At 65.1% G+C, this 25813-nt stretch carries 18 protein-coding genes; 15 read left to right on the forward strand and 3 right to left on the reverse strand.

Annotation, left to right across the window (positions count from 1 at the left end):
• Positions 1–412: 412 nt before the first annotated feature.
• A complete protein-coding gene (locus HV765_RS25265; protein ID WP_054426745.1) occupies positions 413–2017 on the reverse strand; it encodes a glucosamine inositolphosphorylceramide transferase family protein in 1605 nt (534 codons plus the stop codon).
• Between the two features lie 349 nt (positions 2018–2366).
• Between HV765_RS25265 and HV765_RS25270 the strand changes: the two genes are divergently transcribed.
• From HV765_RS25270 to HV765_RS25315, 10 genes are all read left to right on the forward strand, one after another.
• The gene (locus HV765_RS25270) at positions 2367–3038 is read left to right on the forward strand and encodes a TetR/AcrR family transcriptional regulator (protein WP_054426537.1); all 672 of its coding nucleotides are present in this window, start codon (positions 2367–2369) and stop codon (positions 3036–3038) included.
• 72 nt (positions 3039–3110) lie between these two features.
• Positions 3111–5459: an acyl-CoA dehydrogenase gene (locus HV765_RS25275; protein ID WP_175171378.1), complete on the forward strand. Its 2349-nt coding sequence runs from the start codon at positions 3111–3113 to the stop codon at positions 5457–5459.
• Between the two features lie 12 nt (positions 5460–5471).
• Positions 5472–6767 carry an acetyl-CoA C-acetyltransferase gene (locus HV765_RS25280; protein WP_054426539.1) on the forward strand — a complete coding sequence of 432 codons (1296 nt, stop codon included), beginning with the start codon at positions 5472–5474 and terminating at the stop codon, positions 6765–6767.
• Positions 6764–8698: a 3-hydroxyacyl-CoA dehydrogenase NAD-binding domain-containing protein gene (locus HV765_RS25285; RefSeq protein WP_175171379.1), complete on the forward strand. Its 1935-nt coding sequence runs from the start codon at positions 6764–6766 to the stop codon at positions 8696–8698. Before HV765_RS25280 ends, HV765_RS25285 begins: the two co-directional genes overlap by 4 nt.
• A 142-nt stretch (positions 8699–8840) precedes the next feature.
• Positions 8841–10163: an OmpP1/FadL family transporter gene (locus tag HV765_RS25290; protein WP_054426541.1), complete on the forward strand. Its 1323-nt coding sequence runs from the start codon at positions 8841–8843 to the stop codon at positions 10161–10163.
• A gap of 54 nt (positions 10164–10217) precedes the next feature.
• Entirely contained in the window at positions 10218–12608 is a 2391-nt protein-coding gene (locus HV765_RS25295) for a 3-hydroxyacyl-CoA dehydrogenase/enoyl-CoA hydratase family protein (protein WP_175171380.1), read from the forward strand.
• 10 nt (positions 12609–12618) lie between these two features.
• Positions 12619–13818, forward strand: coding sequence for an acetyl-CoA C-acyltransferase (locus tag HV765_RS25300; protein ID WP_054426543.1), 1200 nt, complete (start codon positions 12619–12621; stop codon positions 13816–13818).
• Positions 13819–13868: 50 nt separating this feature from the next.
• Positions 13869–14414 carry a DUF4442 domain-containing protein gene (locus tag HV765_RS25305; protein ID WP_175171381.1) on the forward strand — a complete coding sequence of 182 codons (546 nt, stop codon included), beginning with the start codon at positions 13869–13871 and terminating at the stop codon, positions 14412–14414.
• Positions 14378–14968 (forward strand): chalcone isomerase family protein, encoded by a 591-nt coding sequence (locus HV765_RS25310; RefSeq protein WP_175171382.1) that lies wholly within the window; start codon positions 14378–14380, stop codon positions 14966–14968. Before HV765_RS25305 ends, HV765_RS25310 begins: the two co-directional genes overlap by 37 nt.
• Positions 14969–14984: 16 nt before the next feature.
• Positions 14985–16694, forward strand: coding sequence for an AMP-binding protein (locus HV765_RS25315; RefSeq protein WP_175171383.1), 1710 nt, complete (start codon positions 14985–14987; stop codon positions 16692–16694).
• 44 nt (positions 16695–16738) lie between these two features.
• Here HV765_RS25315 and HV765_RS25320 read toward each other — a convergent pair whose 3' ends face one another.
• Both HV765_RS25320 and HV765_RS25325 read right to left on the reverse strand, forming a co-directional pair.
• A complete protein-coding gene (locus HV765_RS25320) occupies positions 16739–18307 on the reverse strand; it encodes a sulfatase-like hydrolase/transferase (protein WP_175171384.1) in 1569 nt (522 codons plus the stop codon).
• A gap of 11 nt (positions 18308–18318) precedes the next feature.
• Positions 18319–19293, reverse strand: a complete 975-nt coding sequence (locus HV765_RS25325) for a Bug family tripartite tricarboxylate transporter substrate binding protein (protein WP_175171385.1) — start codon at positions 19291–19293, stop codon at positions 18319–18321.
• Positions 19294–19471: 178 nt separating this feature from the next.
• Between HV765_RS25325 and HV765_RS25330 the strand changes: the two genes are divergently transcribed.
• From HV765_RS25330 to pdxA, 5 genes are all read left to right on the forward strand, one after another.
• Positions 19472–20014, forward strand: a complete 543-nt coding sequence (locus HV765_RS25330) for a MarR family winged helix-turn-helix transcriptional regulator (RefSeq protein WP_175171386.1) — start codon at positions 19472–19474, stop codon at positions 20012–20014.
• Between the two features lie 275 nt (positions 20015–20289).
• A complete protein-coding gene (locus HV765_RS25335; protein ID WP_441371578.1) occupies positions 20290–22374 on the forward strand; it encodes a TonB-dependent siderophore receptor in 2085 nt (694 codons plus the stop codon).
• A 184-nt stretch (positions 22375–22558) separates the two neighbouring features.
• Positions 22559–23548 (forward strand): 2-keto-3-deoxygluconate permease, encoded by a 990-nt coding sequence (locus HV765_RS25340; RefSeq protein ID WP_175171388.1) that lies wholly within the window; start codon positions 22559–22561, stop codon positions 23546–23548.
• Positions 23545–24762, forward strand: coding sequence for a D-threonate kinase (gene dtnK / locus HV765_RS25345; protein ID WP_054426551.1), 1218 nt, complete (start codon positions 23545–23547; stop codon positions 24760–24762). The genes HV765_RS25340 and dtnK overlap by 4 nt, the downstream gene beginning before the upstream one ends.
• Positions 24759–25811 (forward strand): 4-hydroxythreonine-4-phosphate dehydrogenase PdxA, encoded by a 1053-nt coding sequence (pdxA, locus tag HV765_RS25350; protein WP_054426552.1) that lies wholly within the window; start codon positions 24759–24761, stop codon positions 25809–25811. The genes dtnK and pdxA overlap by 4 nt, the downstream gene beginning before the upstream one ends.
• Positions 25812–25813: the final 2 nt, after the last annotated feature.

Here is a 25813-nt window from a genome sequence, read left to right on the forward strand (position 1 = left end):
AACATAACGGATGGCATGAACCCATCTTATGGTTCGAAACCTTCAAAATCAAGACGTTTCAGGGCGATATAATCCGATAAAAACAGAAATCATTCGTTAGCCTTAATCACCATCCTAAATAGGGATGAGATGACGTCCTCAACCTTTTAACCGCTAGGGTTTTTACTAGCTGTCGCCTTGCGCCCTGGGGATTCCCTCTATGAGGACCTGCCGCCAGCGCCAACATCAACGGGGTTTTGACCCCGTTACCTGCCGAAAAAAAGCCGCGACCCGGCACATGCCGGGCGCGGCAAGAAAGAGGCTTTTTCGACGAAAAGACTGTCGATATGTTTCCGCCGACACAACCTGCCCGTGCCGGGGATGCGCAATCGAAATATAGGTAACATTTTTATTTTTGTGCCGGACCTTCCATTTACTCCATATAGGCGAAGTCAAATACCGTATGACCCCCCTGATGGTGCCAATGGTGCATTGAAGCATGACGCTTCCTCAGGAAGCTTGCGTAGTGGATTTCGCCGTCCGTTTCAACGTAAGTGGACGGCGTGAGCTCTTCGATGCGGTTGAGCGACACGCCCTTTCCGTAGTGGCAAAAGCCCTGGTACTGGGCGCAGCGGATCACCTCTCCGCTAGGCGACACAACGATTCCCGCGTTGCGGGCCCGCATGGGGTTGCGAACGATGGGGTTGCAGGCGTGAGGCGTCCACTCGGTCGAGCGCGGCGAATCCGAGAAAAATGCGAAAAGCTCGTCGCAATGGCTTTGGCCATCTGTTCGATCAATATTCGTTAATAACCACCAGTATTCTCCGTGTTTAAAAATAATAGTATCCACGGCGGATATATTGGTCATTAACGTGACATCCAATTCCCATTTAAGCGGAAATTCAGTGCACTTCCACAGCTCTATACTGCGATTTCCGCACGTCTCCGGCACCATGTACGTGACGCCTTCGTGCTCAAAAATATACGGAAAAGATAAATGATAGGGCAGGTTCAGCGCCGTGCCCAACAGCCGGAAAGCCCCGTCGGAGTAGGTCGCAACGGAAATTGTGCCCTTGCGGGAAGTGAAGTCGTAATCTTCAAAAAATATATAAGGTTTTTTATCGTGCGTATAAACAAACGGATCTGCGAAGAACCTGCCTTTTGGAGGTTGCAGCACCATGGCTTCGGATACCACCGCCTGTTGGCGGGATGACGGGAACATACCAATCCGCCATCGCACATTGCGTTTCATGATGCGCCGCACAATCAAATCCGAAATTAACCAGGCTTGCCGCGCAATATACGAAGCGCTGTCCCACTCCGCCGGGTCGCCCCGCCGAGGCCCGCTCATGATCTGCATCTCGGGCGTGGCAACGGCTTGCCTGGCCCGCGCCAGCGCCTGCAACGCGTCGTAGACCATGAAATTTCCCAGGCTGAATGCGCGGGCCTGATTTTTCAGCCAGAACACTTCCGTGTTGAAACTGCGCTGGTCCAGCAGTTCGTCCTGATCGGCTTCCGGCCCGACGCGCCAGAGTTTCACCGTGGTGTGATCCTCGCGCTGATAGACCTCCCAAAATCCGGCGTAGCGGCTGGTCGACACGGCAATGTCGGAATAACTCAGCTGCCAGACCCCCAAACGCGCCCACCCCGTCATTTGCGCGCGTGTGGCCAGCGACGCTCCCAAGGTGATCACCAGGTCCAGCCCCAACGCCTCCACCGCCTCTTGCGCCCCCGCATCGGGCTCGCCCGGCTCAAGCGGCAACACCGGCGTACTGGCCGGCAGGCTCTGGCGCAGATCACGGCAGTCCGCCAGCATCTGCCGCTGCTTGAGTGGCAGCATGCGGGCCTCTAGGCGCGACAAGGTGCCGAACAACGCCCTCATCCCCAGCCTTGGCCCTTTGGTGACGCCCGCCGCCGTCATCACCAGCACCGCGGACATGACGAAGTCCTGACTATGGATCAGCCAGTCAACCATCTCATGCATCCAGCCGGGTTGCTCATACCCGTCAACCAGCAGTCCCACTCGGTAGGTCTTCATTTTGTCCTGCTCCTGTGTCAGGGCGTGCGGTTCGCCGGGGCTACGCATAGGTCTTCGCGCTGATACTGATGCGTTTTCGCCCTGCCTTCCAGACCACATTCATCCTAGGGCGGCCGTCCGAGGACAAACGATTCACCTACCCCCCTGTGACCGACGCCCGGCTCGTCCGACCGCGCGAGCCGCCTCATCCATCTGAGCTACCTGTCCCGGTGCGTCAGTACCTGAAGGGTGCACATCGTGGAACCACGCGGGAACGTTAGGGGTAAACCCTATTGGGGATAGCCGAGGCTCGCGTCTCCTTCATCCCTCACGCATAATGATTTTTAAACGAACGTTTGAATTCAACCATATGCAAGAAATCAGAACACCCAACACTCGCGAAACCATCCTCGACACGGCCGAGGCCCTGTTTGCGCAACAAGGTCATGACGGCACGTCGATGCGTCAAATCACCGGCGCGGCAGGCGTCAACCTGGCTTCGGTGAACTACCACTTCGGCTCGAAGGAGTCACTCGTGCAGGCGGTGCTCAAACGCCGCCTGGAAGTCCTGAATCACGAGCGCCTGCGCCTGTTGGACGAACTTGAGGCGCAATCCGGCGGCAAGCCCTTGAAGCCGTCGCAAATCGTCGACGCCTTCTTCGGCACCCTCTTGCGCCTGGCCGCCGATCCAGCCCAGGCAGGCAGCACGTTCCTGCCCCTGCTGGAACGCACCATGACCGACCCGTCTGACTTCATCCGCGCGCTATTCGCCGAGGAATACGCGGATGTGCTCGAGCGCTACCGCAACGCCCTCTTTGCCGCGCTGCCCGATGTGCCCAAGGCGGAAATCATGTGGCGCTTTCAATTCATGTTGGGCGCGACGTCCTACGCCATCATCGGCACCGACCTGCTGCGCTCCGTGACGGGAATGACGGTTGATGAATCCGAACAGCCCAACAACCCCGAACTGCTGCTGCCGCGCCTGATGAGCTTCCTGCTGGGCGGCCTGCGCGCGCCGTTGCCGCCGGTGGCGGGCACCTAGCCGCGCCGCCCGGGCGGCGGCAAGGACAGCGGCAAAGACAGAACAAGACAGAACCCCTACGGAGACAAAGAAATGAACGCAGTCATCCTCGCGCTGGTCGTCATCGCGCTCCTTGCCATCATCGTGTTGGCCGTGCGGCCCGTGCGCCGCGCACTGCTGTCGGCGCCGATCTTCAATCTGTACCGCAAGGTGCTGCCGCAGATGTCCGACACCGAGCGCGATGCGCTGGAAGCCGGCACCGTGTGGTGGGAAGGGGAATTGTTCCGCGGCCGGCCCGACTGGAGCCGCCTGCTGGCCTATCCACGTCCGCAGCTGACTGCCGAAGAACAGCACTTTCTGGACAATCAGGCCGAAGAGGCCTGCCGCATGGTCAACGACTGGAGCGTCACGCAGGAACGCTACGATCTGCCGGCCGACGTCTGGAACTATCTGAAGACCCAGGGCTTTCTGGGCATGATCATCCCCAAGGAATACGGCGGCTTGGCGTTCTCGGCCTATGCCCACTCCGAAATCGTGACCAAGTTGTCCACGCGCTCGTCCGCGCTGGCCGTCTCGGTGATGGTGCCCAACTCGCTCGGCCCGGCCGAGCTGCTGCTGCACTACGGCACCGAAGAACAAAAGAACCACTACCTGCCGCGTCTGGCGCGCGGTGAAGACGTACCCGCCTTCGCGCTGACCAGCCCCTGGGCCGGGTCGGACGCCGCCGCCATTCCCGACAGCGGCATTATTTGCAAAGGCGAATGGCAAGGCCGCGAAGTGCTCGGCATGCGCGTCACCTGGGACAAGCGCTACATCACGCTGGCGCCCGTTTGCACGTTGCTGGGGCTGGCGTTTCGCCTGTACGACCCCGACGGCCTGTTGGGCGGCAAGAAAGACCTGGGCATCACGTGCGCGCTGGTGCCGCACGACCACCCTGGCGTGGACACCGGCCGCCGCCACTTCCCGCTGAACGCCATGTTCATGAACGGGCCGACCCGCGGCGATGACGTCTTCATGCCGCTGGACTTCATCATCGGCGGCCCCGCCATGGCCGGCCAAGGCTGGCGCATGCTGATGGAATGCCTGGCCGCCGGCCGCTCGATTTCGCTGCCCTCTTCCAACACCGGCATGTCCAAGCTGACGGCGCGCGCCGTGGGCGGCTACGCCCGCGTGCGCAGCCAGTTCCGCATGCCGGTTGGCAAGTTCGAAGGCGTGGAAGAAGCGCTGGCCCGCATCGGCGGCAACACCTACATGATGGACGCCGCGCGCAGCATGACGGCGGGCGCGGTGGACCTGGGCGAGAAGCCTTCGGTGGTATCGGCCATCGTCAAATACCACGTCACCGAACGCGCGCGCCAGGTCGTCAATGACGGCATGGACGTGATTGGCGGCAAGGGCATCTGCCTGGGCCCCAACAACTTCCTGGGCCGCGCGTATCAGCAGATTCCCATCGGCATCACGGTCGAAGGCGCAAACATTCTCACGCGCAGCCTGATCATCTTTGGCCAGGGCGCCATCCGCTGCCATCCGTACGTGCTGGCGGAAATGCGCGCCGCGCAATCGCCGGATCGCAAGCAAGGCCTGACCGATTTCGACACCGCCTTCTGGGGCCACGTGGGCTTTGTCGTGCGCAACAAGCTGCGCGCGTTGGGCACCGCACTGACCGGCGCGCGGTTCGTCACCGTGAACGCCGATGTCGCACCCGGCATGAAGCGCTACTACCAACTGCTTAGCCGCTATTCCGCCGCGTTCGCACTGCTGGCCGATACATCGATGCTGGTGCTGGGCGGCAGCCTGAAGCGTCGCGAGCGGCTGTCGGCGCGCTTAGGCGACGTGCTGTCGCAGATGTACCTGGTGAGCGCCACGCTCAAGCGCTATGAAGATGAAGGCCGCCAAGCTGCCGATGCGCCGCTTGCGCACTGGTCCATTCAAGACGCGCTGTACAAGTTGCAGGAAGCCATTAATGGCGTGCTGGAAAACTATCCCAACCGATTCGTGGCCTGGGGCCTTGCCCGCATCATCTTCCCGTGGGGCCGCACGCAGATGCTGCCTTCTGACCAGTTGGGTCAGGATGTGGCGCGGCTCTTGATCAACCCCTGCGACACGCGAGACCGCCTGACCGCCGGCTGCCATTTGCCCGCCACCGAAGACGAACCCGTGGGCGCGATCGAACAGGCGCTGACCGCAACGCTGGACGCCGAACCCATCGAAGCCAAGATCCGCGAACTGGAAAAGCGTGGCGCGCTGGAAGGCAACCCCCAAGCCAACGTGCGCGATATTGCCGATGCCGCGTTCGCCATGGGCGGCATCACGGCGGAAGAATATACGGTTGTAAAACGCCGCAACCGGTTGCGCGATGCCGTCGTGAAAGTGGATGATTTCCCCTTTGATCTTGGCGCATCGGACGCAATCAAGCCTGCGGCCGAACGCAAGGTCGCTTAAGGGAGGGTACGGATGGCATTCAAACCGGTTTACGTCGTTGACGGCGCCCGCACTCCATTCCTGAAAGCCCGCACCGGGCCAGGGCCTTTTTCCGCCGGCGACCTGGCGGTGCAAGCGGGCCGCGGCCTGCTGCTGCGCCAGCCCTATGCGCCCGCTGACCTGGACGAGGTCATCATCGGCTGCGCGGCCCCCTCGCCCGATGAAGTCAACATCGGCCGTGTGATCGCGCTGCGCCTGGGTTGCGGCAACAAAGTGCCCGGCTGGACGGTGATGCGCAACTGCGCATCCGGCATGCAGGCATTGGATTCCGGCATCGCCAACATCCAGTCCGGCCGCTCGCAATTGGTGCTGGCCGGCGGCACCGACGCGCTGTCGCGTGCGCCGCTGTTGTTCTCAGACGACATGGTGCGCTGGCTCGCGGGCTGGTACGCGGCGCGCGGCGTGGGCGCAAAACTGGCGGCGCTGCGCGGCTTCAAGTTGAAAAATCTGGCGCCCGTCATCGGTCTGCTCAAAGGCTTGACGGACCCCGTCGTGGGCCTGTCGATGGGGCAGACCGCCGAGAACGTCGCGACCCGCTTCGGCATCGACCGCGCCGCCATGGACGCCTACGCGGCCAGCAGCCATCGCCGTGCGCTGGCCGCCCGCGCCGCCGGCGCCATGACCGAAATTACCCCGCTGATCGACACGCAAGGCAAGCTCTACCCCGACGATGACGGCGTGCGCGAAGATTCAACGCCAGAAAAATTGGCCAAGCTCAAGCCCGTGTTCGACAAGCCCTGGGGCAACATCACCGCCGGCAACAGCTCGCAAGTGACGGACGGCGCGGCCATGCTCGTGCTGGCCTCCGAAGAAGCCGTCGCCAAATGGAACCTGCGCCCCATCGGCCGCATTGTCGACAGCCAGTGGGCCGGCCTGGACCCGGCGCAGATGGGGCTGGGTCCGGTGCATGCCGCCACGCCCATCCTGCAACGCCACGGCCTGGGCTTGAACGACCTGGACTTGTGGGAAATCAACGAGGCGTTCGCCGCCCAAGTGCTAGGCTGCCTGGCAGCATGGCAAGACGACGCCTATTGCCAAGAACACTTCGGTACGCCAGCATGGGGGCCACTCGACCCCGACAAACTCAACGTGGACGGCGGCGCCATTGCGATCGGGCACCCCGTGGGCGCTTCCGGCGCCCGCATCGTGCTGCACTTGCTTGACGCCCTGAAGCGCCGAGGCGCCAAGCGCGGCATGGCCGCCATCTGCATCGGCGGCGGACAAGGCGGTGCGATGCTGGTTGAAACCCTGGACGAGGACCGCCCATGACGACACTGGACACGCTTTCCCACTGGCGCCTGGACCGCGACCCTGACGGCCTGGCCTGGCTGACGTTCGACCGCGCGGGCAGCGCCGTCAACGCGCTGTCGGCCGACACCATGACCGAGCTTGGCATCGTGCTGGACGCGCTGGACGCCGCGCCGCCCCCGGGCTTGATCATTCAATCCGGCAAGTCCACGGGCTTCATCGTGGGCGCCGACGTCAACGAATTCGCCAGCCTGGATACCCCCGAACAAGCGCGCGCGCTGGTGGCTCGCGGCTGGAATCTGTTCAAGCGGCTGGCCGCCGTGCGCTACCCCACGCTGGCGCTGATCCAGGGCCACTGCCTGGGCGGCGGACTGGAACTGGCGCTGGCCTGCCGCTACCGGCTGGTGGCGGACCAACCCGGCACTTCCCTCGCGTTGCCCGAAGTGATGCTGGGCATCTTCCCCGGCTGGGGCGGCATGCTGCGGCTGCCGCAGGTGATTGGCGCGCCCGCCGCACTGGACATGATGCTGACCGGCCGCGGCGCGGATGCGCGCCGCGCGGCCGCATTGGGCTTGGCCGATGCGCGGGTGCCGCCGCGTTTGCTGCTCGCGGCCGCCCGCCAGACGGTGCTGTCGAAAAAGCCGCCGCGCCGCGCACGCGGCTTCGGTGCGCTGGCCAATCTCTGGCCGTTGAAATTGCTCGTCGCCAACCGCGCCCGCAAGCAGATTGCCGCCAAGGACCCCTTGGGCCACTACCCCGCCGCGCCCGCCATCGTGACGCTGTGGGAAAAGCATGGCGGCAATGCGCTGCAAGCACCAGAACTTATCGACGGCATCATCTCGTCCGACACCGCCCGCAATCTGCTGCGCGTGTTCCGCCTGCAAGAACGCCTGAAGGCGAACGGCAAACAACCGGGCGTGACGCCTGCACGCCACGTGCATGTGGTGGGCGCGGGCGTGATGGGCGGCGACATCGCTGCGTGGTGCGCGCTCAAGGGCATGACCGTCACGTTGCAAGACCAGGACATGGCGCGCATTGCGCCCGCCATCAAGCGCGCGGCCACGCTGTATGCGCGCCGGTTGAAAGACCCGCGTCTGGCGCGCGCCGCGTTTGACCGGCTGATCCCCGACCCTGCTGGCGGCGGCGTGCCGCTGGCCGACGTCATCATCGAAGCCATCAGCGAACAGCCCGAAGCCAAGCGCGCGCTGTACGCCTCGCTGGAACCGCGCATGAAGGCCGGCGCGCTGCTGGCCACCAACACGTCCAGCCTGTCACTCGAAACGCTGCGCACGGGACTCACCCGCCCCGAGCGTCTGGTCGGCATTCATTTCTTCAACCCGGTGGCGAAGATGCCGTTGGTGGAAGTCGTGCATGCCGAGGGCGATGCCGGCGACGCCACGGCACGTGCCTGCGCGTTCGTCGGCCAGATCGACAAGCTTGCGCTGCCCGTCAAGAGCGCGCCCGGCTTTCTGGTCAACGCGGTGCTGGCGCCCTACATGCTGCAAGCCATGCGCAGTGTGGATGAAGGCATCGCGCCCGAAACCATCGACGCCGCCATGGTGGCCTTCGGCATGCCGATGGGGCCATTGGAATTGGCCGACACGGTGGGCCTGGACATCGCGCGCGCCGCAGGCGAAGAACTGGCCGGCGGCGCCGAACCCCCGCGATGCCTGGCCGAACGGCTGGCGCGCGGCGATCTCGGCAAAAAAAGCGGCAAGGGCTTCTACACATGGCGCGACGGCAAGCCGGTCAAGCAAGGCGGGGCCAGCCCCGCCGCCGCGCCCGCAGGTTTGGCGGAGCGCCTGATTCAGCCCCTGGTGGACGCCACCCGTCAGCGCGTGCAAGCCGGCGTCGTCGCCGATGCCGATCTGGCCGACGCCGGTGTGATTTTCGGAACAGGGTTCGCGCCATTCACGGGCGGCCCCTTGCATTACCAAGGCAGCAATGCGTAGTACCACGGCAAAACCCGCGGCAAAAGCCCACGGCAGAACCCGCGGCAAAAACCCGCAGCAAAACGGCTCACGCCGATTAGACCGGCCAGCATGCAGACCGGCAGTGGAATAGAGACATCATCCAACTCGAGGAGGCAGTACCATGCGCAGACGTTCATTGTCCCTGAGCACCTTGTCGGCCCTAGTGGTCGGCCTGGGCGCATCCGCAACGTCCTACGCTGCCGGCTTTCAGCTTTTAGAGCAGAACGCCAGTGGACTGGGCAACGCTTATGCAGGCTCGGCGGCAAATCCGGAAAACGCCAGCATCATCTACTACAACCCGGCAGGCATGACGTACTTGCCCGGCGTGAACTTTTCGGGCGGGGTCAACCTGATCAAACCGTCCTTCAAGTTCAAGGACAACGGCGACAGCCGCAACCCCAGCGTGCCCGGCCTGCCCGGCTCGGGCCTGAACGGCTCGGTTCCCACGGGCGGCAATGGCGGTGACGCCGGCAACCTGGGCGTGGTTCCGAACCTGTACGCCTCCTGGCAGTTGAACGAACAGTGGTATCTGGGCCTGGGCGTGGGCGCCCCCTTCGGCCTGATGACCGAATACGACGATGGCTGGGTCGGCCAATACCATTCCAACAAATTCGAGATCAAGACGATCAACGTCAACCCGTCGATCGCCTACAAGGTCAACGAAAAATTCTCGATGGGCTTCGGCGTGAACTGGCAGCACATCGACGCCAACTACAAGAAGAAAACGGTGGTGCCGATTGCCGGCCTGCCGGTCGCCACCAACGGCGACGCCGACTTGAATCTGAAGGGCGACGCCTGGGGCTGGAACGTCGGCTTCATGCTGCAACCCACGGAAGACACCCGCATCGGCCTGTCGTACCGTTCGAAGATCAAGCACACCGCCAAGGGCGACACCGAGATCACCAGCATCGGCCCCACCAAGCAGTCGGTGTCGTTTGACGCCAAGGCCTCGGTGGACCTGCCCGACACGCTGATTCTCAGTGCCGCGCACCAGCTGAACGAACGCTGGGAACTGCTGGGCGACGTATCGTGGACGGGCTGGAGCAGCATTCCCGACCTGAAGATCCGCAACTCCGGCGCAGGCGCGCGCGATGACGACCTGCCGCTGAACTTCCGCGACACGTGGCGCGTGGCAGTGGGCGCGAACTACAAGTTCGCCCCGGACTGGAAGTGGAAGTTCGGTCTGGCCTACGACCAATCGCCCGTTCACAAGGAAGCCGACCGCCCGACCTCGCTGCCCGACAACGACCGCTACTGGTTCTCGACGGGCGTGCAGTGGCAAGCCACCAAGAGCACCACGCTGGACCTGGGCTACACCTATCTGTACCTGCGCAAGACGGACATCGACACGACGTCCGGCAATCAGCTGACCAAGGGCCGCGTGGCGGGCACCTATGACAGCAGCGGCCACATTCTCGGCCTGCAACTGTCGTCCCGCTTCTAGCCTATGCGCGGGCGGCCGGCCACGCGCCGCCGCCCGCTTTTTCAGGAGAATCCCTTGAGCAAGTTCGTCGTCAAACACGTTGCCGTGCTGGGTGCCGGCGTCATGGGCGCGCAAATCGCCGCCCACCTGGCCAATGCCGGCGTGCCCGTCACGCTGTTCGATCTGGCCGCGGCCGAAGGCGACCGCAACGGCATCGTCAACAAGGCGCTGGCCGGCCTGAAAAAGCTGGAACCCGCGCCGCTGGCGGGCGCCGCCCGCATCGCGCTGATCACCCCCGCCAATTACGACGACCATCTGGACGCGCTACGCGGCTGCGATCTGGTCATCGAGGCCATTGCCGAACGCATGGACTGGAAGACGGCGCTGTATGAGCGCATCGCCCCGCATGTGTCGCCCGACGCCATCATTGCGTCGAACACGTCCGGCCTGTCGATCGACGCGCTGGCCAACGCGCTGCCCGCAAGCCTGCGCAACCGTTTCTGCGGCATCCACTTTTTTAATCCGCCCCGCTACATGCGGCTGGTGGAAATCATCGCCACGTCGCACACGCAGCCGGCCGTGCTGGACCAGCTGGAAACCTGGCTGACGTCCACGCTGGGCAAAGGCGTGATCCGCGCACTGGACACGCCCAACTTCGTGGCCAACCGCATCGGCGTGTTCTCCATTCTGGCCGCCATGCACCACACCGCGCGCCTGGGTTTGGGCTTTGACGAAGTCGACGCGCTGACCGGCCCGAAGATTGGCCGCCCCAAGAGCGCCACGTACCGCACGGCGGATGTGGTCGGCCTGGACACGCTGGCCCACGTGGTTGGCACGATGGAAAAGAATCTGCCGAACGACCCGTGGCACCGCCACTTCGCGCTGCCCGCGTGGTTGTCTGCACTGATCCAAAAAGGCGCGCTGGGCCAGAAGACGGGCGCAGGCGTCTACCGCAAGCAAGGCCGCGACATCCTGGTGCTGGACCTGAAGGCGCAAGACTACGTGCCCAGCGCCGGCAAGCTGGCTGACGAGGTCGCCGCACTGCTGAAAGAACGCAACCCCGCCAAGCGGTTCGCCGCCTTGCGCGCAAGCGAACACCCGCAGGCCCAGTTCCTGTGGAGCCTGTTCCGCGACATCTTCCACTACAGCGCCGTGCAGCTTGAGCACGTGGCTGATAACGCCCGCGACCTGGACCTGGCCATGCGCTGGGGCTTTGGCTGGTCGCAAGGCCCGTTCGAAACCTGGCAGGCTGCGGGCTGGCAAGACATCGCCGCTGCGGTGGCCGAGGACATCGCCGCAGGCCGCGCCATGAGCGATGCGCCGCTGCCCGCCTGGGTTCAGGAGCCCGATCGCCAGGGCGTGCACACGCCCGAAGGCTCGTATTCCGCCCGCACCGGCACGCTGCACCCGCGTTCGTCGCTGCCGGTCTACCAGCGCCAGCTGTTCCCGGAACGCGTCTTTGGCGAAGGCGCCGACGACCGTGGCGTCACCGTCTGGGAAAACGAAGGCGTGCGCCTGTGGAACCTGCCCGACGTGGATGCCGGCATCGCCATCCTGTCGGTCACGTCGAAGAACCACACGCTGGGCGGCGAAGTGCTGGAAGGCGTGCTGCAAGCCGTGGCTCGTGCGGAACGCGAATTCGATGGCTTGGTCATCTGGCACGAACCGCCGTTTGCCGTGGGCGCCAACTTGCAGCAAGTGGTCGAAGCCTGCGCCGCCGGCCAGTTCGACATGCTGGAAGCCATGGTCGAAAAATTCCAGCGCGCATCCCAGTCGTTCAAGTACGCGCAGATTCCCACCGTAGCGGCCGTGCAGGGCATGGCGCTGGGCGGGGGCTGCGAATTCCTGATGCACGCCTCGCACCGCGTTCTGGCGCTGGAAAGCTATATCGGCTTGGTCGAAGCGGGCGTCGGCCTGATTCCAGCGGGCGGCGGCAGCAAGGAATTTGCGGGCCGCGCCGCTGCATTGGCGGCCAAAACCGCAACCCCCGGCGAAGTCTTCCCCTATCTGCAACCCGTGTTCCAGACCATCGCCATGGCGCAGGTGGCCAAGAGCGGCCTGGAAGCCATCGACGCCGGCTTTGCCCGCGAGCACGACATCGTGCTGTTCCATCCCGACGAGCTGCTCTTTGTGGCTATCGGCCAGGCGCGCGCCGCCGCCCAGGCCGGCTACACACCGCCCCCGCGCCTGTCGAACGTGCCGGTCGCAGGCCGCAACGGCATCGCCAACTTTGAAATGGTGCTGGTCAACATGCGCGAAGGCGGCATGATCAGCGCGCACGACTACCGCGTGGCCCGCAGCGCCGCCGTGGCTTTGTGCGGTGGCGAAATCGAAACCGGCACCAAGGTGGACGAGGAATGGCTGCTGGCCGTGGAACGAAAGGAATTCGTTGCGCTCTTGCGCACGCCTGAAACCCAGGCCCGCATTCGCCACACGCTGGAAACCGGCAAGCCCTTGCGCAACTGAGGAAACGATCATGACGAAGCAGATTCAAGACGCCTACATCGTCGCCGCCACGCGCTTGCCGGTGGGCAAGCGCAACGGCGCCTACATCACCACCCGCCCCGACGACATGCTGGCCGCCGCGCTGAACGGCGCGCTGGCGCAAGTGCCAGGGCTGGACACTGCGCGCATCGAAGACGTCATCGCCGGCTGCGCCATGCCGGAAGCCGAGCAAGGCATGAACGTGGCGCGCATCGGCCTGCTGCTGGCGGGCCTGCCGCAAAGCGTGGCGGGCGTGACCGTCAACCGCTTCTGCGCGTCGGGCCTGCAAGCGGTGGCAGACGCCGCCGCCCGCATCCGCACGGGCGAAGCCGACATCATGATCGGCGCAGGCACCGAGTCCATGAGCGCCATGCCGCAGATCATGGGCAACAAGGTGTCGATGAACCCCGCCATCTTCGCGCACGAGGAAAACATCGGCATGGCGTTCGGCATGGGCCTGACCGGTGAAAAGGTGGCCGAGCGCTGGAAGGTCTCGCGCGAAGATCAGGACGCCTTTGCGCTCGCCTCGCACCAGAAGGCCTGCGCCGCCATTGCCGCGGGCCATTTCCGCGCCGAGACCACGCCGTTTGAAGTGGTGCAACATCTGCCTGACGGCGCAAGCGGCGCGGTGCGCGTCGTGCGCCGGCTGGTGGAAGTGGACGAAGGCCCGCGCCCGGACAGCAGCGCCGAAGCGCTGGCCCGCCTGCGCCCCGTGTTCTCAACGCGCGGCAGCGTCACCGCCGGCAACAGCTCGCAGATGTCCGACGGCGCGGCCGCCATCGTGCTCGTGTCCGACCGCATCCTGCGCGAATTCAACCTGAGCCCGCTGGCGCGCTTCGTCAGTTTCGCGGTGGCCGGCGTGCCGCCCGAAGTGATGGGCATCGGCCCGGTGGCCGCCATTCCCAAGGTCCTGGAACGCGCGGGCATCACGCAAGACGCGCTGGACTGGATCGAACTGAACGAGGCGTTCGCCGCGCAATCGCTTGCTGTGATCCGGGAGCTGAAGCTGGACCCCGCCAAGGTCAACCCGCTGGGCGGCGCCATCGCGTTGGGCCACCCGCTGGGCGCGACCGGCGCCATCCGCACCGCCACCATCACGCACGGCTTGCGCCGCACGGGGGGCAAGTATGGTCTGGTCACCATGTGCATCGGCACCGGCATGGGCGCGGCCGGTTTGTTCGAAGCCTTGTGATTCCGGCCCCGTGATCCCCGCCCCATGATGCTCACCCAAACGGACCCCGCGTGAAGCCTTATTGGTTCAAGAACCTGTCGCCAGAATGGCGCGCGCGCCTGATGCGGGTGGGCTTCAACCTGCATCCCGCGTTTCGCGCCACCGGCGGCCGGGTGTTGCACGTGTCGCCGGACTTTCAGCACATCCGCATCAAGCTGCCGCTCTTGCGGCGCACGCGCAATATTGTTGGGTCGATGTACGGCGGGTCGTTGTTTGCGGTGACGGACGGCGCCCATCCCACGATGCTGATGTCTGCGTTGGGCGCGGATCACATCGTGTGGGACAAGGCGGCGTCCATCCGCTACCGCAAGCCCGCCTACACGACGTTGTATGTCGACTTCCGGTTGCCGCCCGGAGAAATCGCGGCCATCCGCGAGACCCTTGCGCGCGACCATGAAACCACCCGCACGTACACGGTGGAATTGAAGGACAAGGACGGCGTGGTGTATGCCGTCGTGGAACGCACGATCTATATCGCAGACAAGAAGTTCTACAAGCGAAAAAACACTGGAGGAGACACATGCAACGCATCTCTGGAGGGCGATCCGCCGCCCTGAGCCTCATCCTTGCCGCCAGCCTGGCGGCCGCGCCCGCGTTCGCCGCCGACATCGAGGTTGCCGGCAAACGCGTCCCCGAACAATTGTCCGACGGCAGCCATGCGCTGGTATTGAATGGCGCGGGCGTGCGCACCAAATTCGTCGTGAAGGTCTACGTGGCCGCCTTGTACGTCACCGCTAAAAGCAGTGACGCGGCCACCGTGATCAACAGCACCGAGCCCCGCCGCATCCGGCTGCAATTGCTGCGCGAGGTCGATAGCCAGAGCCTGAACGAAGCGCTGCAGGAAGGTTTGCGCGACAATACGCCCAAGCAGGAACTGGCCGCGCTGAAGGCGGCTGCGGATCGTTTGTCGCAAATGATGGCCGAGATCGGCAACGCCAAAGAGGGCGATGTGGTCGATCTGGACTTTGACGCCCGCGGCGTCACGTTCACCGGCAACGGCAAGCAACGGGGCCGCATCGACAACCCTGCATTCGCGCGCGCCTTGCTGCGCGTCTGGCTGGGCGACAAGCCGGCACAGACCTCCCTGAAGAAAGCCCTCTTGGGCAACTAGGCGGAACCTCACCACGATGGAACGAATCTGGCATAAGAGCTATCCCTCTGGCGTCCCCGCAGAGATCGCGATGGACGGCGTCACCACGCTGGTCTCGGTTGTGCGCGACAGCTGCCGCCGCTACGCCGAGAAGACGGCGTACATCAGCATGGGCAAGTCCATCCGCTACGCCGAGCTGGACGCGCTGACCCGCGACTTCGCCGCCTGGTTGCACGCCAATGGGCTGGGCAAGGGCGACCGCATCGCGCTCATGATGCCCAACCTGCTGCAATACCCCGTCTGCCTGTTCGGCGCGCTGCGCGCCGGCTGCATCGTGGTCAATTGCAACCCGCTCTACACCGCGCACGAGCTTGAACATCAATTGGCTGATTCCGGCGCGCGCGCCATTGTCGTCGCCGACAACTTCGCCGCCACGCTGCAAAAGGCCTTGCCGAAGACGGCAGTCGAACACGTGCTGGTAACGTCCATCGGTGAAATGCTCGGCCCCGTCAAAGGCTGGCTGGTGGACTTCGTGATTCGCCGCGTCAAGCGCATGGTGCCGGCGTGGTCGCTGCCACGCGCCATTCGCTTGAGCGACGCGCTGCGCGAGGGGCGCAAAGCGCCTTTCACTGAAGTGCCGCTGGACCAGCGCGACCTGGCCTGCCTGCAATACACGGGCGGCACCACGGGCGTGGCCAAGGCTGCAATGCTGTCGCACGGCAATCTGGTGGCCAACCTGAGCCAGGCGCATGCGTGGATCAAACCGTTGGTGAAAGAAGGCGAAGAATGCGTCGTGACGGCGCTGCCGCTGTATCACATCTTCGCGCTCACAGCGAACTGCCTGACCTTTATGAAGATCGGCGCCAGCAACCTGCTGATCATCAACCCGCGCGACATTCCCGGCCTGATCAAGGAAATGAGCAAGGTGCCGTTCTCGGCCTTCACGGGCGTGAACACGCTGTTCAACGCGCTCCTCAACCATCCCGATTTCGCCAAGCTGGATTTCTCGCGCCTGCGCTTGACCATGGGCGGCGGCATGGCGGTGCAACGCGCGGTTGCCGACCGCTGGCGCGCCGTCACCGGCAAGTCGCTGGCGCAGGCCTACGGGCTGACCGAGACCTCGCCCGCCGTTACCGTCAACCCGCTGGACGTCAAGGTGTTCACGGGCTCGATCGGGCTGCCGGTGCCATCTACCGAGATCTCCATTCGCAACGATGACGGCGAAGAACAAGGCATCGGCGAAAGCGGAGAAATCTGCGTGCGCGGGCCACAGGTCACGCAAGGCTACTGGAACCGCCCCGACGAAACCGCGCTGGTCATGTACCCCGACGGCTTTCTGCGCACGGGCGACATCGGCTACGTGGACCAGGATGGCTACGTGTTCCTGATCGACCGCAAGAAAGACATGATTCTGGTGTCGGGCTTTAACGTGTATCCCAACGAGGTCGAAGACGCCGCCGCGCTGCATCCCGGCGTGCGCGAAGTGGCGGCCGTCGGCGTGCCAGACGAACGCTCGGGCGAAGCGGTAAAGCTGTATGTGATCCGCAAAGACCCGGGGCTGGATGCCGAAACGCTGATCGCCCATTGCCGCACGCAACTGACGGGGTACAAGGTGCCGCGGTACGTGGAGTTTCGCGATGATCTGCCGCGCACCAACGTGGGCAAGATTTTGCGTCGGGAGTTGAAGCCGGAAGCGCCGAAAGTGGCGGCGGCGCAACCCGAAGCGCAGGCGTCGGGCCACGGCTAAATGATTCGGGGCGGCATCGCCATCACGTTCAGCCGCCCCCGCCCCTACCACTGTCCGAAAAACACCCCCGCGCGCTTGTGCGCGTTCGTGGCTTTTTCAATGGCTTCGTCACTGATGGTGGTTCGGCGTTTGCCGCGCAGCATCCAGTCCAGCAGGCGTGCGCGCAGGTCCGCGCGCACGTCTGCATGCGCGGTGCTTCTACCCAGGTCCTGGAACTCGTCGGGGTCGGCGTGCAAATCAAAAAGCTGTTCGGGTTCGTCGAGCCAATGCACGTAGCGCCAGCGGTCGGTGCGCACTGACCATGCGCGAGCGTTCTGCGGCGTTTTGCCGCGCAGGATGCGCGCTTGGCGGAAGCTGTAGTCCAGCTCCGAAAACACGCAGTCGCGCCAGGGCGTGGCGGCATCCCGGCCGTGCAGCAGCGTTTGCAGTTCGCGGCCTTCCAGCCGATGCGCAGGCCCCGGTGTGCCTAATGCGCGCAGCACGGTTGGCACGACGTCCACGCTTTCGACCATATCGTCCAGCGCCTGGCCGCGCGTGGCGTTGGCGGCGGCGGACGGGTCCATCACGATGAACGGCACGCGTTGCACGGTGTCGTAGAACAGTTCCTTTTCGCCCAGCCAGTGGTCGCCCAGGAAGTCGCCGTGATCGGCCGTGAAGACGATCAGCGTGTTCTGCATCAGGCCCGCGCCTTCCATGTAGTCGAACAGACGGCCAAGGTGATCGTCCAGTTGCCGGATCAAGCCTTGATACGCAGGGCGCACGACGCGCACGCATTCGTCCGTGGAAAAGCTGATGCTTTCTTCCTGCTGCCGATAGGCGGCCACAACGGGATGCGCGTCGCGCAGCTCTTCCTGGTTGCGCCGCACCGGCAGGCATTGATCGGCGGTATAGCGCTGGTGGTAGGGCGCAGGCGCCATGTAAGGCCAGTGCGGCTTCACGTAGCTTAAGTGCAGCACCCAGGGCTGGCTGCCGCGGCGCTTCATGAAATCCAGCGCCTGGTCCGTCATGTAGGCGGTTTCGGAATGCGGCTCGGCCACGCGGGACGGCAGATGCACGTTGCGCATGTTCCAGCCGCTGACGACCTGGCCGCTGGCGTCCACGCCCGCGATGACGTAGTCAGTCCAGGGGTCTGCGCTGTCATAGCCGTGGCGGCGCAGGAAGGCGGGGTAGCCGCTTTCCTGACCGGGGGTGTGGTGGCCGTCGTAGCGGTCCAGTTCGGTAAAGCCGCCCTGGCTGAGCAACACGCCCAGTTCCGACGCGCCATCGATGGCCAGGCGGTCCATACCCGCGCGGTCAGGGATGATGTGGGTTTTGCCAGCCAGGGCCAATTCCCGCCCCTGCCCCGCCAGATATTCGCCCAGCGTGATCTCGTTGACGGACAGTGGCACGCGGTTCCACGTTGCGCCATGACGTGACGGATAGCGGCCGGTGTAGTAGCTCATGCGTGACGGCCCGCACACGCCGGAATTCACGAAGGCGCGATCAAAGCGCACGCCGCGCGCGGCCAGCGCGTCCAGGCTGGGGGTCTGCAAGTACGGATGGCCATAACAGCTGAGGTGGTCGGCACGCAGCTGGTCGGCCATGATGAACAAGACATTTTGCACAGTGCTCATTGCGGCGCCCCTTATTGTGTGGCCGTGAAGCCGGAGGCCCGCACCACGGGTTCCCACTGCTTGCGGTAGGCGGCCAGCGCGTCAGCCGTGGCGGCGGCGTCCAGCGACACCGGCTCCAGGAACACGCCGCGCACGGCCTCCTGCATGGCGGGTTCGCGCAGGATGGCGGCAATTTCGGCGCCCAAGCGGTCGATCTTCGCTTGCGGCATTGCTGCCGGGGCGAAGAAGGCGTTCCAGCCGTCTGCGGCCAGATCCACGCCGCTTTCCTTGAAGGTGGGCACGTCTTTCAGATCAGCGTCGCGCGTGTCGCCGGAGGTTGCCAGGATGCGGATCTTGCCCGCGCGGTGTTGCGGCAGCAGCGTGTCCAGCGTGTCGATACCCTGCGGCAGGATGCCGCCGATCAGTTCCGAGATCAGCGGGGCCGAGCCGCGGTAGCCAATCACTTCTGGCTCCTGCTTGATTTCACGGCCCAGCATCAGCGCGAAAAAGTGCGGCAAGCTGCCGGTGGCCGGCACGCCGACGGTGAACTGTTTGGGGTTGGCGCGCAGCCACTGGCGCAATGCCGGCACATCTTGAATCGGCGAACTGGCCGGCACGGCCAAGGCGAACTTGTAGCGGCTGGCCAGCGACACGGGTTTGAAGTCCTGTTGAGCGTCGTAGCCCGGTTGCGCATACACCAGCGGCGCCACCACCATGACCGCCGGGTTGGCCAGCATCAGCACATTCTGATTGGCGGGCGCGGCGTGCAGGCCCTGCGCCGCGATGCGGCCGCCCGCGCCCGTCTTGTTCTCGACCACGACGGGCACGCCGACCCGGTCTTTCAGACGGTCAGCAACCAGCCGCGCAATGCGGTCGGAACTGCCGCCCGGCGGATAGCCAACCACAATCGTCAGCGCGCCGTCCAGCGCCGGTTGCTGCGCACCAGCCAGCGGCGCCAGCCCCGTCAACGCGGCCGCCGCCAGGGCGCTCGCCATCCATTTCCGCATCGTCTTCTCCTGGAGACAGTGGCCTGCTGTCGGTTATGGTTATTGATGCCTGGCCGATACCCAAATAAGCAAATTGAATGTAGCAACGGGGCCATTGCTTGATCTAATCCAGCACTATCCATAACGATATGAAGAACGCGATGCGCGCTACACGCCATCCGACCCGGAAAGAGACGCCATGCCTGAATTGCCCGCCCCCGCCCCCGCGCCCGCGCCCGACCCCCGCCATCTGGCCGACATGCTGATGTACCGGCTGTACCAGGCCTGGTCGCAGTCCAACCCTGTTTTTGTGCGGCTGTGCGAAGGGCGCTTTGGCATCACGCGGCGCGAATGGCGCATCCTGGCCTGTGCCGTGGAAGGCGGCATCATGAATTCGGCCGAACTGGCCGCGGCCGCCAAGCTGGACCTGGCCCGCACCTCGCGCACCTTGGGCGCGCTGTGCGAAAAAGGCTGGCTGCGCCGCTTGCACGACAGCGCTGACCGGCGCGTGGTGCGCGTCGAAGCCACCGTCGAAGGCCTGGCCCGCTATCACGCCCTGCTGCCGGAAGTTGCGGGCTTGAATGACCTGCTGGTGCAAGACCTGAGCGATAGCGAAATCGCGGTCTTGCGTGACCTGTTGGGCCGCATCGAACAACGCGGCCGCCGCATGGCAGAAGACAACATCGTGTCGGAAAAGGCCAGCCGCCGCGAAGGCGGCACGCGGCGGGCGCAGTACGCCTGAGGCGACGGTTGTCGCGTGCGGCCAACAACGCGATCATTGGCCCATCGCCACAAAGAACTGCGCCAAACCCCTGAAAAATAGGCCTATTTTTCTTTCTGCCCTGCCCGCCAACGTGCCTTGCAGGGCTTTTTTACATCTGCGTTGGGCGCAAATGCCGGTGATCCCATAAACATTAATTAATAATAATTATCGTTGCTATTCCTATATGTAATCGGCGGCCGACGGGCCGCGAGGGGACTCTCTTGAAACGCCACCTAGTCCATGCCGCCCACCGCGTGCGGCCTCAACCGCTATTGCCCATCGCCGCCGCGCTGGCGGCTTGCTTAAGCGCGGCCACGCATGCCCAAACGGCCGAACCCACCACCGTCCTGCCCGCGGTGCAGGTGACCGGCACGGGTGAAACCGCGACGGGGCCGGTTGATGGCTACGTCGCCACGCGCAGCGCCACCGGCACCAAGACCGATACGCCGCTATCGGAAACGCCGCAGGCCATCACCGTGATTCCGCGCGGCCAGATCGTGGACCAGGGTTCGCAGAATGTGCAGGACGCCATGAACTACGCGGCCGGCGTGCGCCCTAACGCGTATGGCGTGGACAACCGCGGCGACTATGTGCGCATCCGTGGCGTGGAGCCCGCCCAGTACCTGGACGGCCTGCGCCAGTACTTCAACTACAACAACCCGCGCACCGAGATCTACGGCATGGAACGCGTGGAAGTGCTGCGCGGCCCGTCGTCCATGCTGTACGGACAGGGCAGCACCGGCGGCATCGTGAACCTGGTCAGCAAGCGCCCGCAGGCCGAAGCCCAACGCGAGATCGGCGTGGTGCTGGGCAACGATCACCGCCGCGAAATCCAGGCCGACCTGACCGGCCCGGTGACGGAAGACGGCCAATGGCTGTACCGCGTGGTGGCGGTGGGCCGGGACAGCGACACGCAGGTGCAGCACGCCCCCGACGACCGCCTGATGCTGGCGCCGTCCCTGACGTGGCGCCCCAGCGCGGCCACGTCGCTGACGTTGCAGGCCTTGTGGCAAAAGGACAAGGCCGGCACGACGCAATCGTTCCTGCCCTGGAGCGGGTCGGTGCAAGAGAACCCCAATGGCCGCATTCCCACCCGCCGCTTCGTCAGCGAACCGGGTTGGGACGCCTACGACACTGAACAGTTCAGTGTGGGCTGGCTGTTCGAACACCAGTTCAACGACACCTGGAAATTCCGCCAGAACTTCCGCAACACGGTCAGCCGCGTCGACTATCAATCGCTGTACCCGAACGTGTATGGCGAGCGCCGCGGCAATTCCTACATCGACCCGGACCAAACCACCACCGACCGCTTCTTCTACGTCAACAAGCCGCGCATGCGCACGCTGCTGGCCGACCAGAACATCGAAGGCAAACTGAACTGGGGCCGCACCGAACACACCGTGATCGTCGGCATGGACTATTCGCATTACCGCGAAACCAGCCAGACGGCCAGCGGCCTGGGCGCGCCGCTGAACCTGTACCACCCCGTGTACGGCAACATCCCGGAATACGAGCTGTCAGACACCCCCAAGCAAAAGCAGCAGCAACTGGGCTTTTACGCGCAGGACCAGATCAAGTTCGACAAGAACTGGATCTTCCTGGCGGGCATCCGCCGCGACCGCGCCGACAACCGCATCGATGGCCAGGACAAGGAAACCGATTACGCCACCACCAAGCGCTTCGGCCTGATGTACGCGGCCGACAACGGCTGGTCGCCGTACCTGAGCTACAGCGAATCATTCACGCCGATCGCCGGATCGAACTTCTACAACGAGCGCTACAAGCCGATGCGCGGCAAGCAGGTCGAGGCCGGCATCAAGTACATGCCGAAGGACGCCGACATCGAATTCACCGCCGCCGCCTACGACCTGCGGGAAAAGAACCGGCAGACGAACGACCCCGAAAACCCCAACAACCAGCTCCAGGCCGGCAAGACGCGCACGCGCGGGGTGGAACTGGAACTGCGCGGCCGCGCCACCAAAGACGTGGACGTGATCGCCAACTACATCTACACCGACCCGGACCCGCAGCTGGAAGGCCTGCCCAAACACATGGCGTCGTTGTGGGGCAAGTACCGCTTCGCGCTGGCCGGCCAGCCCGGCTTTGCCGTGGGCGCGGGCGTGCGCTACCTGAGCGCATTCCGCGATGGCGGCGCGCCGCAAACGCCCGCCGTCACCTTGTTTGACGCCATGGTCAGCTACGACAACGGGCCGTGGCGCTATGCGCTGAACGTCAACAACATTGCCGACCGGACGTACGAAGTGGTTTGCCTGGATCGGGGCGACTGCTTCTACGGCGCGCGCCGCACGGTGATGCTGAGCGGGGCCTACCGCTTCTAGGCGGCATCGCGCACTCCAGGACGGGTTAACCTGTACGTACAGCTAGTACGTACAGGTGTACACTACGCGTTTTCAACCCCCACTGACAGACGCGTCAACGAACGTCTGCAACCCACCAGAACCGTCCTGGAGACTTACGCAAGTGTCGACCGCTGCCTCTTCCCGTTCGCCTTTTTTTGGCACCATGCAGAAAATCCCTGGTGGATTGATGCTTGTGCCGCTGATCCTGGGTTCCCTGATCGGCACCTTCGCCCCTGATGCGCTGGCCATCGGCGGCTTCACCACCGCCCTCTTCAAAAACAGCGCCCTGCCGCTGATCGCTCTGCTGATCTTCGCGACCGGCACGCAAGTCAACGCCCGCACCGGCGGCCCCATCCTGGCTACCGCCGGCACCATCCTGTTGATGAAGACGCTGGTGCCCGCCACGCTGATCATCATTCTGGGCAGCTACGTCGGCCTGGACGGCGTGCTGGGCGTGTCGATCCTGGCCCTGCTGGCCGCGTTCGACAACAGCAACGGCGGCCTGTGGCTGGCCTATACCGGCCAGTACGGCGACGCCCGCGACCGTGGCGCCTATGTCGCCAGCGCGGTCAACGATGGTCCCTTCTTCAGCCTGCTGTTCCTGGGCGCGTCGGGCCTGGCCGATATTCCGATGATTGCCCTGGTGGCGGCCCTGGTGCCGTTCCTGTTGGGCGTCGTGGTCGGCAACCTGGACCCGAAGTGGCGCGACGTGCTCAAGCCCGTGCCGAACATCGTCATCCCGTTCTTCGCCTTTGCGCTGGGCACCGGCATCAACCTGGGCGCGGTCGTCAGCGGCGGCATGAGCGGCCTGATCCTGGGCCTGATCATCAGCCCCATCACCGGTGGCCTGGTCTACCTGGGCTATCGTATGATCCTGCGCCGTGGCGGCAAGAGCGGCCTGGGTTTTGCAGCGGGCACGACGGCCGGTAACGCCATCGCCACGCCCGCCGTGGTGGCGGCAGCCGACCCGAACTTCCAGCAGTACGTCGCGACCGCCACCGCGCAGGTCGCCGCATGCGTGCTGATCAGCTCGATCCTGGCGCCGATCCTCGCTTCGTACTTCCTGAAGCGCGCGGGTGAACTCAAGTCCGAAGATGCGGACACAACCAGCGGCACGCCCACCTTGGGCGAGGCGCGCGGAGAGGCGCTTTGACTCCCACCATCGCCATCGTCGCTGATGATCTGACCGGTTCCGGTGACACCGCGGTGCAGTTTGTGCGCGCCGGCTGGAGCACGCACCTGTCCATCGGCGGCGCCGACGAAGCGTTGTCCGGCCCGGCGACGGCCGGGGTCGAAGTGCTGGCCGTCACCACCAACAGCCGTGCCCTGCCCGCCGCCGACGCCGCCCGCGTCATCCAGCAAAACGTGCAGCAGCTGCGCGCGGCCGGCGTGTCGCGCCTGTACAAGAAGGTGGACTCCACCTTGCGCGGCGCGTTCAAGGCCGAGATCGATGCGGCGCGCGAGGCCTGGGGCCCGGACACGGTGGCGGTGATCTGCCCCGCGTTCCCGGCCACCGGCCGCACCGTCGAGCAAGGCATTCTCTACGTGAACGGCAAGCCGGTCACCGAGACCTCGGCGGCAACCGACCCCGTCACGCCCGTGACCGAAAGCCATATCCCCACGCTGCTGGGCTGCGCCCACGTGGCCGCGCAAGACGGCGATACGCCGGAAACGCTGGCCCAGCGCATCCGCCAGGCCGGCAACACCGTGGTGGTGGACGCCGCCTCGGACGCCGACCTGGAGCGCCTGGCGCGCGCCATCGGCCTGCTGGGCGAACACGCGCTGCCCGTAGGCGCGGGCGGCCTGGCCGTGCCGCTGGCCCGCGTGTGGGCGGGTGCGGATCAGACGGCGCCCGTCGTGGTCGTCGTTACGTCGCAGCACAGCGCGGCGCGTGCACAAGCGGCCGCGCTGCAAGCGTCGGGCGCCGACACCTGGACGCCGTCGCTGGCGCAACTGGCCGACGACGCCGCGTGGCAGGCCTGGAGCCAGCCGCTGCTGCAATCGCACGCGCAAGCCCCCGCCGAGGCGGGCACGGTGCTGCTGCTGGCGCCCGAAGGCCAACTCGACGGCCTGGATTCTGAAAAAGTCGCTGACAGGCTGGGCAGCCTGGCGGCGCAATTGATCACCACCTCGCGAGCCGCGGGCGTGGTCGCCACCGGTGGCGACGGCGCACGCAGCGTGCTGGTGGCGCTGGCCGCGCGCGGCATTGCGCTGGTGGATGAAGTGATGGGCGGCGTGCCTTTGGGCACGCTGACCGGGGGCACGGCCGCGGGTCTGCCCGTGGTGACCAAGGCCGGCGGCTTTGGCACCGAAGACGTACTGGTTCGCGCAGTGCGCGCGATCCGCGACAGGAGATTCAAGCGATGACACAACCCCAACCCAACAAGCTGCCTTTGCTGGCCGTCACCCTGGGCGACGTGGCGGGCATCGGGCCGGAAATCACGGCCAAGATGCTGATGGGCCACGACGAACTGCGCCAGAAGGCCCGCCTGCTGGTGGTCGGCGACGTGGACGTCATGGTCAACGCCGTGCGCAGCCTGGGCGGCGACCCCGCCATTGTGAAGAAGCTGGACCGTCCGGCTGACTGCACCAACACGCCCGGCACGATTGAAGTGCTGCAAGCCGGCCCGTCCCTGGCCCACGTCAAGCTGGGTGAAATCAGCGCCGATGCGGGCGACGGTTCGGTCCGTTTCGTGACCACGGCTTGCGCCCTGGCCCGCGCCGGTGAAGTCGACGGCATCGTCACCGCGCCGCTGAACAAGGCGGCCATGCACGCCGCTGGCCACAAGTGGCCCGGCCATACCGAACTGCTGGCCCACGAGTTCGGCGTCAAGACCTTCTCGCTGGTGCTGTCGGCCGGCGACCTCTACATCTTCCACGCCACCACCCACGTGTCGCTGCGCCAGGCCATCGAAGACCTGACGCCCGTGCGCATGCGCGCGGTGCTGCGCCTGGCGGGTTCGTTCGCCAAGGCGCTGGGCCGTGGCGACCAGCCGGTTGCCGTGTCGGGCCTGAACCCGCACGCCGGCGAAAACGGCATCTTCGGCAGCGAAGACGCCGACATCCTGGCGCCCGCCGTGGCCGAAGCCAACGCGGCCGGCATCCTGGCCGCCGGCCCCATTCCGGCCGACGCGCTGTTCCCGCAAGCCGTGCGCGGCAAATGGCAGTTCGTGATCGCCTGTTACCACGACCAAGGCCACGCGCCCTTCAAGGCCGTGTACGGCGACGACGGCGTCAACATCACGGTCGGCCTGCCGGTTGTGCGCGTGTCCGTGGACCACGGCACCGCCTTCGACATCGCCGGCAAGGGCATCGCCCGCGAAGACAGCCTGATCCTGGCCGCCGAGCGCGCCGCGCATCTGGCCCCGGGCTGGACGCATGTGTGGGAAACTGCGCGGGCACAAACCGGAGGTTGATT

The sequence above is a fragment of the Achromobacter kerstersii genome (genome assembly GCF_902859595.1).
Taxonomy (GTDB): Bacteria; Pseudomonadota; Gammaproteobacteria; order Burkholderiales; family Burkholderiaceae_B; genus Achromobacter; species Achromobacter kerstersii.